The 22,807-nt window shown below is 73.4% G+C and carries 26 protein-coding genes; 9 read left to right on the top strand and 17 right to left on the bottom strand.

Annotated features, from left to right (window positions below; all coding sequences use genetic code 11):
- Positions 1-96 precede the first annotated feature (96 nt).
- From cydC to IPK37_08785, 7 genes are all read left to right on the top strand, one after another.
- A complete protein-coding gene (cydC, locus tag IPK37_08815; protein ID QQS02770.1) occupies positions 97-1,815 on the top strand; it encodes a thiol reductant ABC exporter subunit CydC in 1,719 nt (572 codons plus the stop codon).
- Positions 1,816-1,879: 64 nt separating this feature from the next.
- Entirely contained in the window at positions 1,880-2,629 is a 750-nt protein-coding gene (locus IPK37_08810) for a hypothetical protein (GenBank protein QQS02386.1), read from the top strand.
- A gap of 234 nt (positions 2,630-2,863) precedes the next feature.
- Positions 2,864-4,153: a DUF4282 domain-containing protein gene (locus IPK37_08805; protein ID QQS02385.1), complete on the top strand. Its 1,290-nt coding sequence runs from the start codon at positions 2,864-2,866 to the stop codon at positions 4,151-4,153.
- Positions 4,154-4,173: 20 nt separating this feature from the next.
- A complete protein-coding gene (locus IPK37_08800) occupies positions 4,174-4,680 on the top strand; it encodes a low molecular weight phosphotyrosine protein phosphatase (GenBank protein ID QQS02769.1) in 507 nt (168 codons plus the stop codon).
- Positions 4,681-4,749: 69 nt separating this feature from the next.
- Entirely contained in the window at positions 4,750-6,159 is a 1,410-nt protein-coding gene (gene purB, locus IPK37_08795; protein QQS02384.1) for an adenylosuccinate lyase, read from the top strand.
- 103 nt (positions 6,160-6,262) lie between these two features.
- The gene (locus IPK37_08790) at positions 6,263-6,745 is read left to right on the top strand and encodes a barstar family protein (GenBank protein ID QQS02383.1); all 483 of its coding nucleotides are present in this window, start codon (positions 6,263-6,265) and stop codon (positions 6,743-6,745) included.
- Positions 6,746-6,882: 137 nt separating this feature from the next.
- Positions 6,883-7,332: a hypothetical protein gene (locus IPK37_08785; GenBank protein QQS02768.1), complete on the top strand. Its 450-nt coding sequence runs from the start codon at positions 6,883-6,885 to the stop codon at positions 7,330-7,332.
- Positions 7,333-7,372: 40 nt separating this feature from the next.
- Here IPK37_08785 and IPK37_08780 read toward each other — a convergent pair whose 3' ends face one another.
- From IPK37_08780 to IPK37_08735, 10 genes are all read right to left on the bottom strand, one after another.
- Positions 7,373-8,014: a VOC family protein gene (locus IPK37_08780; protein ID QQS02382.1), complete on the bottom strand. Its 642-nt coding sequence runs from the start codon at positions 8,012-8,014 to the stop codon at positions 7,373-7,375.
- A gap of 37 nt (positions 8,015-8,051) precedes the next feature.
- On the bottom strand, positions 8,052-8,882 hold the full coding sequence (locus IPK37_08775) for an RNA methyltransferase (GenBank protein QQS02381.1): 831 nt from the start codon (positions 8,880-8,882) through the stop codon (positions 8,052-8,054).
- Positions 8,883-9,310: 428 nt separating this feature from the next.
- Positions 9,311-9,571, bottom strand: coding sequence for a hypothetical protein (locus IPK37_08770; protein ID QQS02380.1), 261 nt, complete (start codon positions 9,569-9,571; stop codon positions 9,311-9,313).
- 264 nt (positions 9,572-9,835) lie between these two features.
- The gene (locus IPK37_08765) at positions 9,836-10,738 is read right to left on the bottom strand and encodes an HAD-IIB family hydrolase (GenBank protein ID QQS02379.1); all 903 of its coding nucleotides are present in this window, start codon (positions 10,736-10,738) and stop codon (positions 9,836-9,838) included.
- Positions 10,739-11,048: 310 nt separating this feature from the next.
- Complete coding sequence (locus tag IPK37_08760) at positions 11,049-12,347, bottom strand: ABC transporter permease (GenBank protein QQS02378.1); 1,299 nt, start codon at positions 12,345-12,347, stop codon at positions 11,049-11,051.
- Positions 12,344-13,225, bottom strand: coding sequence for an ATP-binding cassette domain-containing protein (locus IPK37_08755; protein ID QQS02377.1), 882 nt, complete (start codon positions 13,223-13,225; stop codon positions 12,344-12,346). The genes IPK37_08760 and IPK37_08755 overlap by 4 nt, the downstream gene beginning before the upstream one ends.
- A 233-nt stretch (positions 13,226-13,458) precedes the next feature.
- On the bottom strand, positions 13,459-13,821 hold the full coding sequence (locus IPK37_08750; GenBank protein QQS02376.1) for a hypothetical protein: 363 nt from the start codon (positions 13,819-13,821) through the stop codon (positions 13,459-13,461).
- Positions 13,822-13,892: 71 nt separating this feature from the next.
- On the bottom strand, positions 13,893-14,726 hold the full coding sequence (locus tag IPK37_08745; GenBank protein QQS02375.1) for a response regulator transcription factor: 834 nt from the start codon (positions 14,724-14,726) through the stop codon (positions 13,893-13,895).
- On the bottom strand, positions 14,723-16,165 hold the full coding sequence (locus IPK37_08740; GenBank protein ID QQS02767.1) for a sensor histidine kinase: 1,443 nt from the start codon (positions 16,163-16,165) through the stop codon (positions 14,723-14,725). Before IPK37_08740 ends, IPK37_08745 begins: the two co-directional genes overlap by 4 nt.
- A 62-nt stretch (positions 16,166-16,227) precedes the next feature.
- Complete coding sequence (locus IPK37_08735) at positions 16,228-17,037, bottom strand: FadR family transcriptional regulator (GenBank protein QQS02374.1); 810 nt, start codon at positions 17,035-17,037, stop codon at positions 16,228-16,230.
- A gap of 156 nt (positions 17,038-17,193) precedes the next feature.
- Between IPK37_08735 and IPK37_08730 the strand changes: the two genes are divergently transcribed.
- Positions 17,194-17,676, top strand: coding sequence for a gluconokinase (locus IPK37_08730; protein QQS02766.1), 483 nt, complete (start codon positions 17,194-17,196; stop codon positions 17,674-17,676).
- A 110-nt stretch (positions 17,677-17,786) separates the two neighbouring features.
- Positions 17,787-18,833, top strand: coding sequence for a hypothetical protein (locus IPK37_08725; protein ID QQS02373.1), 1,047 nt, complete (start codon positions 17,787-17,789; stop codon positions 18,831-18,833).
- Between the two features lie 9 nt (positions 18,834-18,842).
- Here IPK37_08725 and IPK37_08720 read toward each other — a convergent pair whose 3' ends face one another.
- The 7 genes from IPK37_08720 to IPK37_08690 form a co-directional block, all read right to left on the bottom strand.
- Positions 18,843-19,763: a hypothetical protein gene (locus tag IPK37_08720; protein QQS02372.1), complete on the bottom strand. Its 921-nt coding sequence runs from the start codon at positions 19,761-19,763 to the stop codon at positions 18,843-18,845.
- 100 nt (positions 19,764-19,863) lie between these two features.
- Complete coding sequence (locus tag IPK37_08715) at positions 19,864-20,058, bottom strand: hypothetical protein (GenBank protein QQS02371.1); 195 nt, start codon at positions 20,056-20,058, stop codon at positions 19,864-19,866.
- Positions 20,059-20,136: 78 nt separating this feature from the next.
- Positions 20,137-20,349, bottom strand: coding sequence for a hypothetical protein (locus IPK37_08710; GenBank protein QQS02370.1), 213 nt, complete (start codon positions 20,347-20,349; stop codon positions 20,137-20,139).
- Positions 20,346-20,795 (bottom strand): hypothetical protein, encoded by a 450-nt coding sequence (locus IPK37_08705; protein QQS02369.1) that lies wholly within the window; start codon positions 20,793-20,795, stop codon positions 20,346-20,348. Before IPK37_08705 ends, IPK37_08710 begins: the two co-directional genes overlap by 4 nt.
- On the bottom strand, positions 20,788-21,114 hold the full coding sequence (locus IPK37_08700) for a hypothetical protein (protein QQS02368.1): 327 nt from the start codon (positions 21,112-21,114) through the stop codon (positions 20,788-20,790). Before IPK37_08700 ends, IPK37_08705 begins: the two co-directional genes overlap by 8 nt.
- Positions 21,115-21,120: 6 nt before the next feature.
- Entirely contained in the window at positions 21,121-21,585 is a 465-nt protein-coding gene (locus tag IPK37_08695; GenBank protein QQS02367.1) for a hypothetical protein, read from the bottom strand.
- A gap of 355 nt (positions 21,586-21,940) precedes the next feature.
- The gene (locus tag IPK37_08690; protein ID QQS02366.1) at positions 21,941-22,807 is read right to left on the bottom strand and encodes a hypothetical protein; all 867 of its coding nucleotides are present in this window, start codon (positions 22,805-22,807) and stop codon (positions 21,941-21,943) included.

The following is a 22,807-nucleotide window of genomic DNA, read 5'->3' as shown; positions in this document are numbered from 1 at the left end:
GCCGACGGCGTCGCCGCGTCGGTGGCGGGGGCAAGCCTGGCCAGGAGCGGCGGTGCGGGGACGGGCGGAGCGGCCGGTCCGGGCGTGGGGGTCCCCATCCGACCGTACGGACGGCCCCGCCTGGTCCGCGGCATCTTCCCCGCGGCGCTCGTCGGCGGGCTGGCGCTGAGCTGCGGTGTCGCGCTCACGACCACGGCCGGCTGGCTGATCGTCAAGGCCGCGGAACGGCCGCAGATCCTCACCCTGCTCGCGGCGATCGTCCTCGTCCGCGCGTTCGGGATCGCGCGGCCGGCATTGCGGTACGTCGAGCGGGTGCGCAGCCACGACGCGGCGCTGGCCTACCTCGCGGAGGAGCGGGCCGAGACCTACCGCCGGTTGATCCCGTTGACCCCCGCCCGGCTCGGCCGGCGCAGCCGCGGCGACATCCTCGCGGGCGTCGTGGACGACCTCGACGACATCGCCTACGCCCAGGTGCGGGTCGTGGTCCCCCTCGTGGCCCTGGCCGTGACCGGGCTGCTGGCGACGTTCGTGACGGCGCTGTTCCTCTACCCGGCCATCCCGGTCGTGCTCTCGCAGATCGGCTGCACCCTCCTGGTCGCCTGGGGGGAGTTTCACGTGGAACGTCGCGCGCATCGCGCCGTGGTCGCGGCGCGGGCCGAGGTGTCGCGGCTGACCACCCTGACGACGAGCCATGCGGCCGAGCTGGCCGCGATCGGCGCGGGGCCTCAGGCCCTGGCCTGGCTCGACGCCGCGCAGCGCGACCTGAGCGCGGCGCTCGTCCGGCAGGGTCGTGGCCGTGCCGTGGGGGTGGCGGCCATGCCGGTGCTGACCGTCGGACATGCGATCGTCATGGCGGCCGTGTGCGCGCCCTGGGTCCCCGCGTTGTCGCCAGCGATCGCCGCCTTCCTCGTGCTGGTCCCGGTGGCCATGGGCGAGGTGGTGGCGGGGATCCCCGATGCCGTGGGCGCACTGGCCCGGGCGCGCAGCGCCGGCCGCCGACTGGACCGCCTGCTCGGCCAGCTTCCCGCCGTCAAGAACGCCGTCGAGGCCGTCGGTCACGAGCCGTCGATCCCGGCGTCCGCGGCCGGGTCGACGCCGGAATCCGAGTCGGGCGGCGGCGGCCAGCCGGAGTCGGCCCCGCTCCTGGCGTTGAACAGCGTCACGGCCAGCTGGGACGGTCAGCGAGCCGCCCTCCCGCGGCTGAGCTACTGCTTCCCGGCGGGACGTCGCGTAGCGGTCGTGGGCCCCAACGGCTCCGGAAAGTCGACACTGCTCGCGGTCCTCTCCCGACACCTCGACCCGGACGGCGGCAGCTACACGTTCGATGGGGTGGACGTGACCAAGCTGCCGCTGCCGCGCACCCGGGAGCGGCTGGCCGTGGTGGGCGACGAGCCCCACGTGTTCTCGACCACCCTGCGCGAGAACCTCCGGTTCGCCCGGCCGAACGCGGCGGACGCCGACCTCGAGCAGGCGCTGCGGCTGGCCGGCTTGCAGGGCTGGTACGCCGCACTCCCCGACGGCCTCGACACGGCGCTGGGCGCATCGGCTCGGGGCGTATCCGGCGGCGAGCGTGCCCGGTTGGCCATCGCCAGGGCCTTGCTCTCGAAGCGCCCGGTCCTGCTGCTCGACGAGCCCGTGGCGCACCTGGACCATCCCACGGCGATGGCGGTGCTCGCCGACCTGTGGGAGGCGACGGGCGGCCGCACGGTCGTTCTCGTCGCGCACCGCCCCGAGGGCATCGAGGCCGTCGACGAGGTGCTCCGGCTGGGCCGGCCGGACCACGCGGCCGCGCCGCCCGTCTCCGGCCCGCGATAGGACCGGGCAGCAGGCCGTCCGCCGGCGAGGTGCGCCATGCGGGCGCCCACGTCATGATCGGTCCATGAGCGCGTGGACCGAGGCCCTGCCACCCCTGGCCGAACTGGCCGACATCGCCGAGCGCGTCGACGCCGACCCCAACGTTCTCGCGGTCCTGCTCACCGGGTCCTTCGCCCACGAGATGGCCACGGATGACTGCGACGTCGACTTACACGTCGTACTGGAGCGGCCGGACGAGTCGTGGCGCAGCGACACCACCGGCCGGGTCGACCTGCGGGTGGGCGACCGCCGCATGTACCGCCGGATCCCCGCGCACCCCTCCACCTGGTGGGACCGCTATCGCATCGCCCGCGGCCGGCTCCTCCTCGACCGGACGGACGGCGACTTCGACGCCGACCTGCGGACCTGGGGACAGCTCACTGCGGAGGAGAAGTCCGACGCCCTCGACTACTACCTGGACCCCTACCTGACCTACGCCATGCGGTCCCTGCATCAGGATCGCGCCGGGGAGCACCGAGCCGCGCACCTCGACGCGGTCGAGTCGATCCCCTGGGCGCTCCGGCTCGTGTTCGCGCTGCACGGCCGGGTCCGCCCGACGAACCGCTACCTGGAATGGGAGCTGGCCCACCACCCGTTCGAGGATCCGGCGTGGGACGGAACCTGGCTGCTCGGCATCGTCGCGGCCCTGTTGCGGGACGGCTCGCCCGCCGCCCAGCGCGAGCTCTTCGCTCGGCTCGAAGGTCCGCTGCGGGCGCTCGGCTTCGGCGGGGCCCTGGACGGGTACCCGAAGGCGATGCGCTACCTGCACGAGTAGCTGCCCCTGGCGGGGTAGCTGCGCCTGAACCCGGAGCTCCACCTGCCCACGGCGCTGCCCCGTCACCACGCGCGTCCTCCAGCGCCTGAAAACCATCACCATGGTTGCGGAAATCGTTCCCTGCAGCCTGCCTCTGGTGATGGTGCTGACGGCCCCGCCGGGGAGGCGGGCGGGCTCATGGGCCGCTGTGTGCCAGAGTTGGACTCAATCCAGCCGCCACGGGAGGAGCGGGCCATGAGCCACGAGGAGCACGACGCGGGCCAGCGACGCGACGAGCACCACCACGACGGGCGCGACCAGCAGTACGACGCCCCACGCGAGCCCTACGACCAGCAGGGTGCCGAGCAGTTCGGCGACGCAGCGACCGAGGGATCGTACGGCGGAGCGTCGCCCGAGCCGTCGTACGGCGACACCCCCGCCCCGGGTCCGTACGACCAGGCGGCCGCGACCGACTCGTACGGCGAGACCCCCGCGTTCGACTCGTACGTCGACGCGGCCGCCGACCCGAGCTACACCGACCAGGCGCAGGAGCCGCTGGCGCACCCGGGGTGGGAGCAGCAGCCGCAGGCGAGCTACGAGGCCGGGAACTCCGGCGGCTGGGGCGGCCCGGGCATCGCCGAGACGGGCCCCCTGCACCTCACCTCCGAGGCGAACCCGTCGCCCGGCGATGACGACGCGCAGCAGTCCACCGGCGACGCCGGCGGGTACGCCGACGCAGGGACCGGCGAAAGCACCGGGTCGGCGGAAGCGCGGGCCGTGTTCGACGCCGACCCGGTGACCGACACATCGATCTACCAGTCGGGTAATCCGACGCCGTACGCCGCGGCAGCCGGCCAGCAGCCCCCGCCCGACCCGTCCCCGTACGCACCTCCGGCCGGCGACCGGTCCCCCGCGGCGGGCCACGGCGCCGCGCCGTACTTCGCCGCCGGGCCCGCACCGACGGCACCGGCCGGACCGCCATACGGCGGCTACGCCCCCGCATTCGGCGGCGGTTTTGCCGGCCCCGGGACGCCGCCGCCCTCCATCGCTGGTCCGACCGGCCCGTCTGGACCGACCGGCGGACCGACCGGTCCCGGCGGCGCCTACGCCTGGACACCCCCCGGCGGTCCCGGCGCCCCAGGTCCCGGCGCCCCAGGTCCAGGCGGTCCCGGTCCGAACGGCCCCCGGCCAGGCGCACCCGGCCCCGGTGGACCCGGCGGGGCGTTCGGCGCCCCCTGGCAACGCCCCGCCGCGCGCCCGTCCGGACTCGCGGCGGTCTTCGACTTCTCGTTCGTCGCGAGCGCGACGCGGACCCTGGCCCGACCGCTGTTCTGGCTGGTCGTGGCCCTGGTCGTCATCGACGTCGTCGCGGTCCTGGTGACGCTGTTGACCACCCGCGGCTACGCCCCGAGCGCCGGCACGGTGTTCTTCACGTTCCTGCAGACCCTCCTCACGGGCGCCGTGAAGATCGCCCTGGCGAGGCTCTTCTTGGAGCTGTGCGTGAACGTCGCCGACATGGCGCAGCAGCGCACCGGGCAACGGTGAGCACCCACACGCCGTACCGCATCTGCGTCGTCTGCTCCGGCAACATCTGCCGCTCGCCCATCGGCGAGGTCGTCCTGCGCGCCCAGCTGGAGGAGGCGGGCCTCGGCGACCGGGTGGTCGTGGACTCCGCCGGGACCGGCGGGTGGCACGTCGGCGACGGCGCGGACCGGCGGGCGCTGGCGACGCTGCGGGCGGCGGGGTATGACGGGTCCGCGCACCGCGCGCGGGAGTACGACGTGGGCTGGCTGGCCGAGCACGACCTGGTGCTCGCCGCCGACAACGGCCACCTGCGCACGCTGAAGCGGTGGGCCACGGCGGAGGGCTATGCGGTCGGCCCGCCGGAGGACGGCGGCGACGTGGACATCCGCTTGCTGCGCGAGTTCGACCCGCAGGCCGCCGCAGCGGGCACGCTCGAGGTGGACGACCCCTACTACGGCACCCAGCGCGACTTCGAGCGGGTGCTCGCCGAGGTGGAGGCGGCCGGCGCGGGCCTGGTCGAGCACCTGCGCGACACGCTGCCCGGCTGACCGGAACCGACCCCCACCGCCGCGGCGCGACCCGCCGTACGGCCCCTCCCGCGGTGGGAGGATGACCGCATGGGTACCCTCGCCGACGCCACCCCCCCGATCGCCCTCGGCGCGCTCGACGGCCGCTACCGCGCGGTCGTCGCGCCGCTCGTGGACCACCTCAGCGAGGCGGCCCTGAACCGCGAACGGGTGTACGTCGAGGTCGAGTGGCTCGTCCACCTCACGTCCCGCGGCGTGGTTCCGGGCGTGCGGGCGCTCACCGACGAGGAGAAGGCCCACCTCCGCGACGTGGTCAAGCACTTCGGCCCCGCGGACGTCACCGAGCTGGCCGAGATCGAACGCGAGACGGTGCACGACGTCAAGGCGGTCGAGTACTACCTCAAGCGGCGCCTCGCCCGCATCGCCCCCGACGAGCCGGGCCTGGCCGAGCTGATCCACTTCTGCTGCACGAGCGAGGACGTCAACAACCTCTCGTACGCGCTGATGCTCCGGGGCGCGGTCGGCCAGGTGTGGCTGCCCAAGGCGACCGGCCTGGTGGATCAGATCGCCGAGCTGGCGCGCGATCTCGCCGACGTACCGCTCCTCGCCCACACCCACGGCCAGCCCGCGACGCCCACGACGATGGGCAAGGAGCTGGCCGTCCTCGCGCACCGGCTGCGGCGGCAGCTCGCCCGCATCGAACGCCAGGAATACCTGGGCAAGCTCAACGGCGCGACGGGCACGTACGGCGCGCACCTGGCCGCGGTCCCCGAGGCCGACTGGCCGGAGGTCTCCCGCTCCTTCGTGGCCGACGTGCTCGGGCTGACCTGGAACCCGTTGACCACCCAGATCGAGAGCCACGACTGGCAGGCGGAGCTGTACGCCGACGTCGCGCGCTACAACCGGATCCTGCACAACCTCTGCACGGACGTGTGGAGCTACATCTCGATGGGCTATTTCGCCCAGGTGCGCGGGCAGGGCACCGTCGGGTCGAGCACCATGCCGCACAAGGTCAACCCCATCCGCTTCGAGAACGCCGAGGCCAACCTGGAGGTCAGCAACGCCCTGCTCGACGTCCTCGGCGCCACGCTCGTCACCAGCCGGCTCCAGCGCGACCTGACCGACTCCTCGATGCAGCGCAACGCCGGCACCGCGTTCGGGCACAGCCTGCTGGCCCTCGACAACGTCGGCCGCGGGCTTGCGGGGCTCGACGCCGTCCCGGCCGCGATGGCCGCCGACCTCGACGCGAACTGGGAGGTGCTCGGCGAGCCGATCCAGTCGGCGATGCGCGCCCTCGGCGCCCGCGGGGTGCCCGGCATGGACAACCCGTACGAGCGGCTCAAGGACCTCACCCGGGGCCGGCGCATCGGTCAGGACGAGCTGGTCGAGTTCCTCCAGCAGCTCGGGTTGCCCGCGGACGTCGAGGGGCGGCTCGCGGGACTGACGCCGCAGTCGTACGTCGGATTGGCGGCGCGCCTCGTGCGCGACTACCTGGCCTGAGGCCCGGGTCGCCGGGGTCCTCGTCGTCCGGCCGCGAGGTTGCGCCGGGCGAGTCCCGCCGATTGGTCGGAGGGGGCCCGCGGCGGCCCGTTACGCTGGCGCTATGTCGGCCCCGGCGTTGCCCTACCTCGCGGACGTCGTCCCCGGGCTGCGGGGGCGCGGCGTGGTCTTCGCGGACCGCTCGGACTTCGCCGACATCGCCCTCGCCCTGCTGTCGGCGGGCTTCACCGTGTGTGAGATCGACGGGACCGACATCGTCGGTCGGCGGCGGGCGCTGCCCGCCCTGGCCGCCGCGCTGCGCCTGCCGGGGGCGGCGGACCACAACCTGGACGCGCTGATGGACACGCTGCGGGACCTGCCCGACCTCTTCCCCGGTGTGGACCGGCTCGCGCTGCTCTGGCGGGCTGCGGAGCAGTTCATCGAGGGTGAGCCAGCGGCGTGGGAATCGGTCCGGGAGATCCTGAGCGCCGCCACCCACGAGCTGCACCCGGCGGGGATGGCGTTCGAGACGGTGGCCTTCGTGGAGGGGTACGACGTGGCGCCGCTGCTGCTCGGCGTCCCGACCGATCGCGAGCCACGCCGGTGATCACGGCGCTGACGAGCCGCCTGCGGCAGGTGCTGGGCAAGCCCGCGCTCTGGCCGCTCTGGGGCATCCTCGTGATCGGGGCGATCCTGCTCCTGGGCCGGTGCTCCGCAGACCCGCAGGTCGGCGCGACGTCCTCGGTGGTGACGGTGACCAAGACGGTCACGGCGCCGCCCCGCGCGGGCGGTGGGACGTCGGGGGCCACGCCGTACGCCGGGGGCGCTGGAGGCACCGGCGGCACCCTGACCCGCGGACCAGGCGGCGCGCCGATCACGGCGACCGACCGGAGCGTGGCCCGGTGCGACGTGGACCGGCTGTCGGCGCAGGCCCGCGTCACGATCGACCTGGTCCGCGCGGGTGGCCCGTTCCCGTACCCGCGCAACGACGGGGTGACCTTCCGCAACAACGAGCGCCGGCTGCCGAACAAACCGGAGGGCTACTACCGCGAATACACGGTCATCACGCCCGGCGAGTCCTCGCGCGAGATGCGGCGCATCGTGACCGGCGGCGACCCGCCGACGCAGCCGAAGCAGTGGTACTACACCGGCGACCACTACGACACGTTCTGCCAGGTCACGGGCCTGGGCTGACGGCCCGCCGGCGCCGTTCGGGCGCCGACCTCCCGACTGCTCAGATCGTGATCTGGCCCGTCGGGGTGTCGAAGGTGACCGACAGCAGGCCGGCGTGGCCCTTCGGAGCCAGGAACGTGAAGTCGATGACCGACGAGGTCTGGTCGGCGGGCAGGCCCAGCCAGTGACAGACCCGCTGCGGGTCGCCCGCGATGGTCAGGCCGGCGATGTTGACGCTCGGCTCGATGTCCAGGGCGCCGGAGGGGTGCAGATCCGGGTTGAGGAACTGGATGAAGAACGGCAGCTGCGGGTCGTTGAGCAGGCCATTGATCCCGACCTGGCGCCACTCCAGCCGGCGCCCGTCGGGAAACACGCGGTGGCCGCAGGCGGCCTCGCGGCCGAGACGCTCCTCGATGGGCGCGATGTCGTCGACGCGAATGACCCAGCCCAGCCAGCCGCCGCCCTCGCCGCAAGCCGACTTTACGGCCTTGCCGAACGGGGCCTTGTCCGTGGCCGGATGGTCGAGCGGCTCGACCACCTCGACGTACCGTTCGTGCGCCATCGGCAGGATCATGTTCCGGGTGCCGAAGGAGGGGTGCACGCCCCCGTTGACCGCCCGCACCCCGAGCTGCTCCGCCAGCCGATCGGCGGTCGCCCGCACCCCGTCCGGTTCGGCGGCATAGGACACATGGTCGACTCGCATGCCGCCATCGTGGCACATCACGAGGGTGACCCCAGAATCACCCCTGAGGGCGCCGATGCTGCCCGGTGAGGCGCTGCCGGACCGCCTCGTACAGGACGATCGCGGCCGACGTCGCCACGTTGAGCGAGTCGGCGCGGCCGGCCATCGGGATCCGAACGCGGTACGTCGCAGCCGCCAGCGCCTCCCCCGTCAACCCCGTCTTCTCGGCCCCGACGGCCACCGCGACTGGGCCGGTGTAGTCCACGTCGGTGTGCAGCAGGCCCGTGTCCGGCGTGGTGGCGACGACCGCGACGCCACGCTCCGCGAGCCACCCGAAGGCCGTCCCGGTGTCGGTCGCAACCACCGGCAGCGCGTAGACGGTGCCCTTGCTCGCCCGGACCACGTTCGGGTTGCCCCAGTCGGTCACCGGATCGGCGGCGACGACGGCGGCCACCCCCGCGGCGTCGGCGGTGCGCAGCATCGCCCCGAGGTTGCCCGGCTTCTCCACGCCCTGGCTGAGCAGCAGCAGGGGGGCGGCGGGCAGCGTGAGGTCCGCGAGGTCGCGGCCCGGCGCCGGCGCGACCGCCAGGACGCCGTCGGGACCCTCGCGGTAGGCCACCTTCTCGAAGACGGGACGCGACAGCCGTACGACGTCGCCGCCGCCGGCCCGGACCCGCTCGGCCAGCGCGGCCGCGGCGCCGGGCGCGGCCATCAGGTCCTCGCAGAGGTAGAGCTCCCGCGGCGCTGCCCCAGCCCGCAGGGCCAGCTCGGTCTCGGCCAGGCCCTCCAGGAGGGTGACCCGCTCGGCGTCGCGGGTGCGGCGGCGGCGCAGCGCGAGCAGGGCCTTGACGCGCGGGTTCGCCGCGCTGGTGATCGTGAGCTCGGCCATGGTGTCCGCATCATCCCAGACGACGCGACGGGGCCCCAGCAAACCCCGCCCATCGCCCTGGCGCCACGCGACTGACGCTTCGCGATCAGGTTTCGGTCCGTCACCGAGCGAGGAGACGCTGCCGACGCGGGCGCTGTCGTGATGGTGGGCGCCATCCCGCACACCCAGTGGCTGGGCGGGCAGGTGGCCCTCGACGAGTTCCGAGCGGACATCTGTCAGGACACGTTATCTGCGGCGATCACGACACGGAACGTGTCCTAATAGCTGCCCACTCGCACCCGCCGGGCGGGTCGCGACCGGGGGACCCCCGGCCGAGCGCCCTCAGCCGTACCGACGGGGGCACCACCGCCACCCGCACGCGACGAGGGGGCGGCCACCGTTGTGGTGGCCGCCCCCTCGTGGGTACGACGTGTGCGGGGAGGTCCCCGTCAGCGACGCGGGTCCGGGCAGAACGGCCCGCCCGGGCACATCTCGCCGGCGATCAGCGCCTCGGACAGGTCCGACATGGCCCGCGCGTAGCCGCGCAGGTAGTCGTCGTCCGGCCCCGTCCCGTCGGTGTGCGTCTCGGCCAGGAGGCGCTGCGACAGGCTCGCGGCAAAATCGGCGATCCGTAGGTGGTTGGCAAAGACCGGATCTGCTGCCGTGGCAGCGTCCGGGCCGTAGCCTCGGGTATCGGCGGAAATCAGCAAAGCTCCTCCTTTCGAGAACCTTCGGTAGGGTTTCTGGCACTGGATCAATCGACCCCAGCGGTCTCCCGTCAAGCATTCTCGCGACACAAAATTACAACTGAGATCTATCCGCGTTTTCGCAGCTCAGGGCGTTGCCTGACGCCACTTTTGGCCATTCCGAACGACTGACAATGGGGTCAAAATTTCGGGTTGCGTCCAATACGGACGGCCGTTCTGGACGCCGTGAATTGAATAGTTTCGAGCGCGGATCGACACCAATCCGACTCAGGCGCAACACGTTCCGGTCGCGTTGCTGGGCAGCGCCCGCAACACGTCGGCGAGCCCGTCCTGAAGCACGTGCGCGGCGACCAGGTCCGCGCTGGCCTTCACCTCGTCGGGCGCGTTGCCCATCGCGACCCCGCAGGCGGCCCAGGAGAGCATCTCGCAGTCGTTGCGCTGATCGCCGACGGCGACGGTGCGCGAGCGCGCGATCTGCTCCCAGCTCCGGACCCGCTCCAGTCCCGAGGCCTTGCTGACGCCCTCGGCGGCGATGTCGAGCCAGGCCGTGAAGCCAACCGCGTAGTTGACGCCCTTGAGCCCGACCCGCTCCACCAGCGCCAGGAAGTCCTGCGCCGTGCCGCTGGGGCTGCGGAAGGTCACCCGCGTGGCTGGCCCGGAGATCAACTCGTCCCAGTCCACGACCCGGATGCGCCCGTCGAGCTCGCCCGGATCGAACTCGGCGCTCACCTTGAACCCGAGCCCGACCTCCTCGACAGCCACCCGGGCGTCCGGCCAGGAGCCGCGCAGCGCGGCCAGCGCCGGCGCGGGATCGAAGGTCTCGGTGAGCACGATGCGCGCACCGTGGGCTGCCGCCTCGTCGAGCTCGGCGACGACCGCGCCGTTGCTGGTGACGAGGTAACCGTCCGTCAGCCCAAGCCGCCGCGCGACCGGCAGCGCGGACAGCAGCGACCGGCCGGTCGCGATGACGACTTCGTGCCCCGCGTCGCGGGCCCCGGCCACCGCGTCCGCGACGACCGGGGAGAGCGTGCCGTCGTGGTGCAGAATCGTGCCGTCGATGTCGAGGGCGACCAGGTGGCGGCCGACCGGGGTCGGCAGCAGACCGGGGGTGCACAGGTGGACCGGCCCGCGCCGCGGGGCGCCCGCCCCCGGGAGGGTCTCCACCCGCATCCTGTCCTCCTCGTCACCGATCCCGACGTACGCCGTCGTCGCGCGCCGCTCGCTTCGCCGGCACCGAAAGGTGAGGCGGGACGGCCGTTGTCGGCCGCCCGCAGCGCCCACCTATCGGCGCCGGCACTCGCGATGTGACCTGCTCGAGCGCATCGCACCGGTCGTCCGCGGCCGCCGCGTGCTGCGGGGGCGCCCAGTTTTCCGGCGCCGCGGGACCGCGTCAAGACCGTTTCGGGACCGTTCTCGCGCCGTTCGTCGGCCAGTCCCCTGGAAGCCGACCGACGCGTCGGCCGCCCTCAGTACGCCGCGCTCAGTCCGCCGTCCGCAGCGCCTGCCGCCACGAGACGCGTCCGCCGCCGGCGAGGATGCTGCGCCGGTAGATCTTCTCCCCGATCAGGATCGCGAACCCGGCGAAGACCAGGGTGATCACGAGCGAGGCGAGGGGCTGCCAGAGAGGCACGTCGCCGGCCAGCATCCGCATCGGCATGGCGACGCCCGAGATGACCGGCACGAATGACAGCACGGTCTGCACCGTTCCCTGCGCGAACGTGCCGCCCATGAACGTGGCCAGCAACAGCATCTGCATCGGCTGCGAGGTCGTCGACAGATCCTCCTGCCGGCTCGAGAGGGACCCCGCAACCGCCCAGAGGCAGGCCAGCGCCACGAACCCCACGAGGAAGAACGCGACGAACCACCCGGCTGGGCCGCTGACCGCGGCGACGTACTGCTTGTACGGCGTGAACTGGAGACCGATGAGTCCGGCAGCCACGAACAGGATCATCTGGCCCAGCGCGAGCACGGTGCTGCCGACGACCTTGCCGGTGAGCAGCTGCCGCAGCGGGATGGCGCTGGCGATGATCTCCACGATCCGGGACTGCTTCTCCTCGATGACGCTCTGCGCGATGGCCAACCCGAACATCAGGCTGACCATGTAGAACATCACGCCCAGCGCCAGCCCCGTGAGCATCCGGACGAGCATCTCGGTGCCGCTGCCCTCCAACTGATCGGTCTGCACCTGGGTGCCGCGGGTCAGGGCCTCGGCGGTGGTACCGGCCGCTCTGGCGTTCCGGTCCAGGACCTCGGCGCGCACCACCTGCTGCGTCACGGCCTGCAGGGTCGAGGGCGGCGTGTCGTTCTTGGTGGTCAAGACCCAGCTGCCGCCGTCCTCGTGCAGGTAGACATCGGCGGCGCCGCTGCGCAGCTCGCCCCGGGCGGCCGCATCGTCGCCGGCGCGCCGGACGACCACGGAGTTCTTGTCGTCGGCGGCGTGCGCGGCGACGCCGATCCGCCCGGCGAGGTCCTGGCCCTGCTGGGTGGTGGCGACGACGGTCCACTGCGAGCCCTTGCCGGCGATCCACCCCTGGATGGCGAACACGCTCAGCATGATCACCATGGTCATCACCGTGGAGACCAGGAAGTTCTTGTCGGTGACGCGGGCCTGGACCTCGCGGACCGCGACGATCGGCCAGGCCCGGATGGACTCCCGGTTCGCGCCGCTGCGGGCCGCATCGCCGCGGTTCCTGCCGCGACTGGTCGCACCCCTCCGGGTCGCGTCGCCGCTCATCGCGTCGTGGGGGCCCGCGTCGCCGCGGGTCGGCGTCGTGGTCATGCCGTCACCTCCCGGTAGATCTCGGACAGTGGCGGGACGATCGGCCCGAACTCGGCCACGTCCCCGCGCCGCAGCGCCTCGGTGAGCAACGCCCGGTCGGCCCCCGGCGCCAGGAACTCCAGCACGGCCTCGCGGCCGTCGACGTCGATCACGCTGACCCCGGGCACGTCGCGGGTCCAGCCGGCGTCCCCGGCGAGCACCAGCCGGTGCCGCACGGTGCCGGAGCGGCGCAGGTCGCCGACGGTCCCGCGGGCGGCCACCCGGCCCCGGGCGAGCACGACGAGGCGGTCGCAGAGCCGCTCCACGAGGTCGAGCTGGTGGCTGGAGAAGAGCACCGGGACGCCCTGCCGGGTGCGCTCGCGCAGCAGCCCCACCATGGCGTCCACGGCGTCGGGGTCGAGCCCGGAGAACGGTTCATCGAGGACGAGCGCGGTCGGGGTGCCCAGCAGCGCCGCGATGATCTGCACCCGCTGCTGGTTGCCGAGGGAGAGCTTTTCGACCTTGTCCTTGGCGCGGTCGCCGAGACCGAACCGCTCCAACGCGTCGGTGGCCTCGCGGCGGGCCTGGCGCTGCTCCATGCCGTGCAGCCGACCCAGGTACACGAGCTGGTCGATGACGGGTTGCTTGGGGTAGAGGCCGCGCTCCTCGGGCATGTACCCGAAGTGGCGCCGATCCAGCGCCGTGATCGGCCGGCCCCGCCACCGGACCTCGCCGTGGTGGATCCCGAGGACCCCCATGATCATCCGCATCGTCGTGGTCTTGCCGGCGCCGTTGCCGCCGACGAAGCCCACCAGCTCCCCGGGCGGCACCTCGAAACTCACGGCGTCCACCGCCACGAGTTCGCCGTAACGCCGGGTCAGCTCGTACACCTCGAGCATGGTCTCGCCCCTTCCGTACGGTTCCTGTCAAGACCGTACGGCGGGTGCCCGGCGCGCCGGATCGGCGGCAAGATGGAGAGCCGGGGGGAGCGGACCCCCATCGAGGGGTCGGCGTCTCCCCCGCAAGGCGGAGTCGCGCGGCGGCCCGAGTCGCCCCGGGCCCAACGCCCCGGGGGCGCGAGTCGCCCCGGGGCGGCCCAGCCGACCGTCAGGGCGAGGCTTCGCCCGAACGGTCAGGCGTCGGCGCTGCCCGCCGCGGCGCCGTCGGCGTCGTCCCCTGCCGCCGCCTCGCCCGACTCATCGCCGCCACGAGCCTTCGCCGTGCCCGTCCGGCTCGTGCTCGACCGCCCGCCGCGCGCGGTCCGCGCCGCCGCGGACGCACCCTGCGCGAACGCCCCGAAGAGGGCCTGCTGGGCGGCGCCCATCGGCGTCAACCAGTCCTTCATGATGGCCGTCGGCGACATGTGGTCCATCGCGCTGATCATCCGTCGCTGCATCTCGGTGAGGACCGCCTGCTGCATGGGTTCCAGGTCGGGCAGGCCCATGAACGTGCGCAACTCGTTGGGCGTGCAGTCCAAGTCCACGGTGATCTTCATGGCCCCTCCTCGGTGCGTCGGCGCCGAAAGCATCGCCGAGAGTGTGCGGCCCACAGTAGCGCCGGGGCGGGCTAGTCTCCGGGCGCGACCAGGCCGCCCTCGTACGCCGTCACCACGGCCTGCACGCGGTCGCGCACGCGCAGCTTCGCCAGGCAGCTGCTCACGTGGGTCTTCACGGTCGCCTCGCCCAGGAACAGCGACCGCGCGATCTCGGCGTTGCTCAGCCCCTTCGCGACCAGCCCCAGGACCTCGCGCTCCCGGTCGGTGAGCAGCGCGAGCCGGGCGGCGGCCGACGGGTCGGTCGGGCCCGCAGCCGAGGCCGCGCCGGTGCCGCCGGGTGTCGTCCCGCCAGCCTTCCCCTCGCGCGACGCCGATGCCCCAGACCCCGACCCCGGCACCCCAGGTCCGGACGCCCCCGGTCGCACCGCCTCGCCGGCCGAGGGCGCACCGGCGGCGGTCTCGGGCCGGCCGGCGACCATCTGCGCGATGACCCGTCGGGTGACCTCGGGGGCGAGCAGCGCGTGCCCATGGCCTACGGCCCGCACGGCCTCCACCAGATGCTCCGGATCGGCGTTCTTCAGCAGGAACCCGCTCGCCCCGGCGCGCAGCGCGTCGAAGAGGTAGTCGTCCCGGTCGAACGTCGTCAGCACGATCACCTTCGCCAGGTCCTCCTCGACGACGAGCGCCGTCGCGGCGATGCCGTCCATGACCGGCATCTGCACGTCCATGAGGATGACGTCGGGGCGCAGGTCGCGGGCCTGGACCAGCGCGGCCGCGCCGTCGGCCGCCTGGCCGACGACCTGGATGTCGTCCTCGACGGACAGGATCAGCGAGAACCCGGACCGCACCAGTTGCTGGTCGTCGACGAGCAGCACCCGCAGTGGCTCGTCGGTCGCGTCCGTCACGAGGCCGCCCTCTCGCTGGTCTGCCCGATGCTCTGCTCGCTGATCCGAGCGCGGCTCTGGGGGGTCTGCCCGCGCGGATCCCGCGCCTCCCGCGACGGCGTACGGTCCAGGGGGAACCGCACCCGCACCCGGTAGCCGCCCCGCAGTCGCGGCCCCGCGTCGAGCTGCCCGCCGTGCGACGCGATCCGCTCGCGCATCCCGAGCAGGCCCAGCCCCGTCCCCGAGGTCGCGCCGAGGGGACGGCCGTCGTCGACGACCTCGGCCTCGACGTACCGGTCCCGTTGCGTGTCAACGCGGACCACCACGCTGACCCGGGTCGCCGAGGAGTGCTTACGCACGTTGGAGAGGGCCTCCTGGACGATGCGGTACGTCGAGAGCGCGAGCGGCGCCGGGACCGCAGCCAGCGCATCGGGGACGTCCTGGACGAGCTCGTACGTCGGGCGGAAGCCGGGCCCCTCCGCCGCGGCGACGAGGCCGGCCACCTCGGCCAACCCGGGATCCGGCGCACGGTGGCTGTCGTCGACGCCGTCGGCGCCCCGCGGCTGCGCGCTGGAGTCGCGCAGCGTGCCGAGCAGCGCCCGCATCTCCCCGACCGCCGACCGCGACGACTCCTCCACCGACGCCAAGGCCTGCGCCGCGGCGTCCGGATCCCGGGTGAGGACGCGCCGCGCCGCCGCTGCCTGGACCCCCATGACCGAGACGTGGTGCGCCACCACGTCATGCAGCTCGCGGGCGATCCGCAGCCGCTCGTCGACGACGGCCTGCTCGCGCAGTCCAGCCGCCTGGGTTTCGATCGTCGCGGCCTGGTCGCGGAGCTCCGCCAGCTGGTGGGCCGACCGCCACGCGCTGCGCCCCCACAGCAGCGCACCACCGAAGAAGGCCGCGTTGATGAGCAGGTTGTAGATGATGCTGGCGGCGAAGCGCCCGATGAGACCCTCGCCGTCGGGCAGCCGCTGCGCCATGATCGAGTCGTACGCACTACCGAGCGCGAACGACCACGCGAACCACCCGGTCATGAGGATCAGGACGGCGCCCACGGCGTACATGAGGGCTCGTCGGTCCCGGGCCCACGCCACCCCGCTGAACAGGGCGAAGAAGTAGACGATCTGCATCGTGAACTGGTAGGCGACCGCGTCCAGCCACACCCCCGCGGCGAACAGATGCGCCTGCAGCAGGAGCATCACCAGGATCGGGTAGCGGCGGCGCCACATCAGCGGCAGGGTGCCCAGCGCAAGGACGAGGTATTGCGCGGCGACCGGCGACGTCGCCTCGTGCAGCACGCCCATGCTGCGGGTGAGCTCGAGGCCGATCGCCCCGAACCCGAAGAGTGCGAGCGCGATCCAGGCGTCGGCGCGCATCCCGTCGCGGCCCGGGTTCGGCCGGGTCCAGTCGACGTCGACATCGAAGAACCCGGTGACTGCCTCGCCCGCGCGACGCATCCGCGATTCCCCCTCGGCCATAAACCTGAGGGTAACGGGCGGCCTTGGGATGGGGGCAATCCTCAGCCGGCGGCACCCTCCGCGGGGACTCCTTCCGCGACGGCGCTCCCCGCGGGGGATCCCTCCGCGACAGCGCCCTCCGCGGCGGCGATCTCGGCCACGGCCTGCTGGGCCTCGTCGACGATGGCGCGCATCGCGCTCTCGGCGCGGTCCTCGTCGCCGCTGGCCACGGCCGTCGCGACCGCGGCGTGCAGGGCCACGGCCAGCGGCTCCGGGGTGGCCGGCATCAGGTCGTGATGGGTGCGCCCCGCCAGCACCTCGCCGACGACGGGGGCCAGGGCGGCCATCATCTCGTTGCCCGAGGCGGCCAGCAGCGTGGTGTGGAAGACGATGTCGTGCTGGAGGTATTCGAGCAGGTCCGGCACCCGAGCGGTGTGGGCCATCCCGCCCGCCGCGGCGGAGAGCTCGCGGACCTGATCGGCCGTGGCCCGCCCCGCGGCGAGCCGGGCGGCCAGGGGCTCCACGGCGCGACGGAGCTGGCTGATCGACGTGAGTTGGGCCAGGCGTTCGGGGCCGGCCAGCCGCCAGCGGATCACGCGGGGGTCGTAGACATTCCAGCGGTCCATCGGCTGCACGGTCACCCCGACCCGCCGACGACTGGCGACGAGCGCCATCGACTCCAGCACCTTGACGGCTTCCCGCACGACCGTGCGCGAGACGCCGTACCGCGCCTCCAGCTCCTCGATCCGCAGCACCGTGCCGGGGGGATGGTCACCGTGCACGATCGCCTCACCCAGCAGCCCCAGGACCCGTTCGTGGAGGGGGCCCGGGGGCCGCGCCTGGGGCGCGCCGGTGGGTGGCTGGGGTGACATGAGTCGAGGATATCGACCCTTATCATCACGTGTTTCCAGGAAACCCCTTGAAAAGATCATATCTTTGCCCCATAGTCGGAATGTCGCCGGCAAACGGCGGCGGTCACCGTCGACCAAGGAGGTCCCGTGGGCAACGACGCTCCCCTCATCGTCGTCATGGGCGTGTCCGGCTGCGGCAAGAGCACGCTAGGCGAGGCGCTCGGGCGCGCGCTGGCCGTGCCATACGCCGACGCGGACGACTTTCACCCCCAGGCCAACATCGACAAGATGACCGCCGGGATCCCCCTCGACGACGCCGACCGGGCCCCCTGGCTCGACGCGATCGGCGCTTGGCTGGCCGAGCGGGTCGACACCGGGGCCGTGGCCACCTGTTCAGCCCTCAAGCGCGCCTACCGGGACCGCCTGCGCGGCGCCGCACCGGGGGCCTACTTCGTGCACCTTGGGGGCGAGCCCGAGGTCGTGGAGCGGCGGGTCGCGGCCCGCGCCGACCACTTCATGCCCGCGTCGTTGGTCGCCTCCCAGTACGCGACGCTGGAGCCCCTGCAGCCCGACGAGGCGGGGGTCACCCTCGACTTCGCGCTTCCGCCGCAGACCCTGGCGGATCAGGCCCTGGACGCCGTACGCCGCGCGCGCGGCTAAGACCCGAGCCACCCTCGACCCACTCCGGAACCACCCCGCCCGGCCCGTACGTCGGCGCCCGGCGGACCCATCCCACCTCGCGGCCGCAGCCGCTCGATCAGGAGTACCGCATGTCCTTGCTCACGACAGCCTCGGTCGCCGTCACGGCTGCAGCTTCGGCCGCACCCGTGGCGCTGGAGCCCTTCGCCGACCCGGTCAAGGCTCCCGCAGGCCAACTCGTCCTCGCCGCCCTGGCGGGCATCGGCCTGCTGGTGCTGCTCATCACGAAGTACAAGCTGCACCCGTTCCTCAGCCTGACCATCGGGTCCTTGCTGGTCGGAGTGGTCGGCGGCCTGTCGGTCTCCGCCACGACGGACAGCTTCACCAAGGGCGTCGGCTCCACCGTCGCCGGCGTCGGCCTGCTCATCGCCCTCGGCGCCATGATCGGCAAGCTCCTCGCCGACTCCGGGGGCGCCGACCAGATCGTCGACACGATCATCGGCAAGGCGAGCCCGGCCGCCCTGCCATGGGCTATGGGCCTCGTCGGCGCGATCATCGGCCTGCCGATGTTCTTCGAGATCGGCCTGGTGCTGCTGATCCCCGTCATCCTCATGGTCACCCGGCGCTCCGGCCTGCCCCTGATGAAGATCGGGATCCCGGCGCTCGCGGGCCTGTCCGCGATGCACGGCTTCGTGCCGCCGCACCCCGGCCCGCTCGCTGCGGTCGACGCCCTGAAGGCCAACCTGGGCCTGACGCTCGGCCTCGGCGTGCTCGTCGCCATCCCCGTCGTCATCGTCGCGGGCCCGCTGTTCAGCACGCTGGCCGCGCGGTGGGTGCCGGTCGGTGCCCCCGACCTGTTCCTCGGCGTCGAGGAGCGTACGGCGACTGCCGGCGCCGTCAGCGCCTCGGGCCCGGCCGCTACCGGCTCCGACGTACCGGCCGTCGACGGCCGCCGGCGCCGCCCCAGCTTCGGCGCGACCCTGTTCACCGTCCTGCTGGTGCTGGCCATCGGCGCCGGTTCGGTCTTCTTCAGCCACGTCAACGACGCCGGGTTCTGGCTGGTCAAGGAGTACTTCGGCCTCGACGTCGGCCAGAACCTCAAGACCTGGTCGGTGATGGAGACGGTGATCTCGGTCGTCGGACTTCTCGTGGTCCTGGTCGCGTCGCTCTTCGTCTAGCGGCGGCGCTCAGAACCGCGGCATCCGCCCCTGCGGCAGCAGCAGCTTCGCCTGCGCGGTGACGACCCCTTGGGCCTCGGCGACGGGGCTCTCGGGCAGCCGCACGGTGTAGATGGCGACGGCGTACCGGCCCCGGTCGACGTACCCCACGCTCGGCGTACCGACGACGTCGCGCGGGTCGGTGTCGCCGCCCCAACCCTGCTTCACCACGGCGGCCGAATCGGCCGCGCGCAGGCCAAACATCTGGCTGGTGCCGTCGGCGGCGGTCGGCGCCATCTGCACGAGCGCGTCGATCAGCCACGTCCCCACCTTGGGGTCGCGGTAGGCCGCCGTCAGGAAGGTCACCATGGCGAACGGGGTGACCTGGGTGCTGCCCCACTGGCCCGCGCCGCGGACGGGCGGCGTGCCGGGGTCCATGAGGCCGTACCGGGTGCCGACCCAGCCGATGAGGGCGTCGCCGCCGACTCCGGCGTAGAGGGAGCTGGCGGCGGCGTCGTCGGAGAGGGTGAGCATCCGCCGCGCCGTCGCCGCGTTGTCCGGGGTCATCGTGCCGTCGGTCAGCATGCGCGCGGCGATGAAGAGCTTCACGGTGGACTCGGCGCGGAAGTAGCCGTCCGCGTCACCGGCCTTCGTGGTCTCGCCGGTGACCAGGTCGCGGATGACGATGCCGGAGCGCCAGCCGCGCGATTGGGCGTAGTAGACGGCCTGGTCGGCGGCCCGCTGACGCGCGCCGGGCGCGATGTCGAAGGCCGCCGTCGTGGCCGGAGAGGTCGGCGCGGAGGGCTTGCCGGTGCCGCCGGCCGTGGCGGTCGTCACCGTGAGGGGTGCGGCGAAGGGCCCTACCTCCGGAAGGCGCTCGGGAGCGAAGACGGCGACGCCCATGCCGGCGACGGCGGCCAAGCCCCACGTCACCAAGGCGGAACACCACAAGCGTGCGGTCCTCGTCGGGATCCTCCCCCTCTCCCTTCCCCTCTCGTCCGGGGGGGCGCAACCCTGAGGGGTCGGCGGGTGGTGGTCGCCGACCGCCGGCTCAGAAGTCGTCGCGGACCGCGACCCACGCGTCGCCGGGGGTCGCGGCCCGGATCGTGCGGGCGGCCCGCCCGCCGCCGTCGACGGTGATCGTCACCGGGCCACCCGCGCAGACTCGTCGGGCTCCACGACGTACGGCGTCCCGCTGCCCGACCACGAACACCCGCGCACCCACCTCAATCGAGGTCGTCCACACGCGGTCTCCGCCCCGCGGCAGGACCGGGGTGACGCCACTGAAGCCACTGGGCACGCGCGGCAGCCACCGATACCGCAGTCAGTCGTGGGCGCGGAAGCACAGCCCGAACGGGTTGTCCGGCTCGACGCGCGCAACGGACAGTTCGGCCTGCGCGGCGGCGGCGTGCGCCGCGAGGCGCGCTCGCATCGCCCACCAGGACAGGCCCAGGGTGGGCACGAGCAGCCCGACCCGGCGCCGGCGCAGCGCCGCCGCGCGCTGCCGCAGCACGAACCGGGCCTCCTGCGCCGTCAACCCGGTCCCCTCGGTCGGATCTGCGACGACGAGCACCGCCGCGTCAACCACGCGCGGCCGGCGGCGAACGTCCCGCGCTCCAGCTGCACGCTGTCCGGCCTGGCCCAGAGCACCTCGTCGGGCACGTGCTCCCTGGGGATGGCGCAGCCGACCTGACGCCCCGAGGCCGGGTCGGTGCACAAGATCACGGTTCCCCTGGGCACGTACACCGCGCCGTGCCACTCCCAGGAGTAGACCGTGCCGTCATCGAGGGTGAACTCGTGGTGGTCGATCCACCGGTCGTACGTCGGATCCCCACTGGAGTGCCGGATCTTGCGCACCTCGAAGGCCGTGCGGGCCCGAACGATCCGCTCGGCCGGGTCGACGACGCGGCCGGGGGCGAGCGGGGTCCGCGGGCGATAGGCCCGCAAGAGTCGCTCGGCCTCCGTGCGGTCCAGCTCAGCCATCCGGGTGCCCAGCGTGCGCGCCGTCGGCACGCCGGGCCGGCTCGTGCGGCTCGACCACCACGACGTCGCCCGCGGGGGTGGGGACGACGAGCCGTACCTGTTCTCCCGTGGCGGCCCTGGTGCTCCAGGCGGACGTCCCCATCGCGGGCCAGTGCTCCATCGTCACGGACCAGGTCAGACGGGTCCCGTCCGCCCTCCGTACGGTCACGTCGGCGCGGCGGGGGGCGTACGCCGAGGGCGGCTCGGAGTCGATCGTGACGATCTCCAGCGGTACGTCGGGGGCGGTGGCGCTCCGAAGCTTGCCGTGCGCCAAGCCCACCCGAGCCTAGCGCTCGTCGACGCCGTCGGGCGGCTCGGGCGGCGGCGGCCCGAGCGGGGCGATGACGAGCGGCCTGCGCCGGTCGTGGGCGCCGGGGAGCTGATCCTGCACCGCGCGCGAGAGCATCGACCGCGGCACCGCGCCAGGCGGGATTACCAAGCGGGGGGCCGTGGTGCCCACGATGGCCTCGCCGCGCAGGAGCACCGGATTCCAGCGGACGCCGAGGAGGCGACGACCCTCCCGCGGATCGACGCACCAGACTTCATCCCCTGCATCGACGGCGGCGCCCTTGTCGTCGGCGAGGGCCACGGCCAGGATGGCGCCATCGGGGCGCCGGATGCGCAGGCCGCGCCCGGCGACGCCGTACGGGTGGACGACCCGGCACGCCACCATCGGGCCGTCGATGGCCAGGGGCCGCATGGCGACGCGCCACACGACGTACGCGATCCCGCCGTACACCAGCGGCAGCAACTGCTCGGGCTGAACCGACGCAGGGACGCGAAGCTCACGGCGGAGACGACGGCCCCCAGCAGCACGACCACGGCGAGCGCCACCATCCCGATCTGCTGCTGCCGGCGCCGCGCCTTCAGGGCCGTCCTCAGTTCGCGCCGGGCCTGCGCTTCGTCGATCTGACCAGCGTAGATCGGGTCGTCGCCGACGTCCGGCGGAAGCGTCACCATGGTTGCGGAGTCATCACCACACGTGCCTCGCCGCGGCCCAAACCCTCACCATGGTTGCGGAGTTATCACCATGGTTGCGGGGAGCGTCGCGGCGCCGGGCGACGAGTTCCGCATGGATCCGACCCAGCACCTGGGAGCCGCGCGGGTCACTCGGCGACGGCGCGGTCCTGCGGCCAGACCAGCTCGGCCCGGCGGCCGCCATCGGTGAGCACCACGAGCACGACGTACAGCCCGTCCAGCGGGCGCGTCGCCCACACCCGGGCGCCGGCGCTCAGCAGCACGACCCCGCTCCGGATCGGCCAACCCAGCAGGCCGCCGTCCGCCGTCCGAACCCGCAGGCGTTGGCCCCACACGGCGTCCACCTCCACCAGCTCCAGCGCCGGCTCACTGCCGACCTCCGCCACGACCGCGCGACGACGCGGGGACATCTTCACCGGCCCGCGGAGCAACCCGAGCCGGTGCCGCAGGAACGCCTCCGCCTGCTCCCGCGTCAGCGTCTCCGCGGGGCCGGCTTCGCCCGCCGGCACGACGTACGTCGCGGACGCCGGCCGGTAGAGCCGACAATCGCGACCGGTCACCCCCTCGAGACGCCCGGTGCGCTGGTTCGTCACCGCCACCGCCACCGGACCCTCCCGCGGTTCAGCCAGGGTCACCACCTCGCCCTCCGGCAACAGCGCGCCCGGGTCCGGTTCCACGTGAAACCCCCAGAGGGCGCCGTCGTCGAGGCGAACGACGACCTCTCCGGCGTGAGACCGCGACACGACCCCGCGCCGCACCGCCCCATCGGGGAACGAGTTGCGTCCGCGCCAAGCCACCCCCGCCAGGGCAACGATGACGGCCAGGCCGGCGGCCCGGAGCTCCACCGGCGCGGCGATGTTCCCGGCCATCGCCATCGCGATGAACGCGTGCCACCACTTGACGGGGCTTCCCGGATCCCAGGCGGCACGGAGCACGCGCCGCGCCTCCCCGTCGGGATCCCTGGGGGCCGGGTCGTCGGGGCCGGGATCCGGCAC

Source organism: Austwickia sp. (assembly GCA_016699675.1).
In the GTDB taxonomy this organism is placed as follows: domain Bacteria; phylum Actinomycetota; class Actinomycetes; order Actinomycetales; family Dermatophilaceae; genus Austwickia.
The sequence above is the reverse complement of the archived record's forward strand: the minus strand, read 5'-3'. Positions and strand labels throughout refer to the sequence as shown.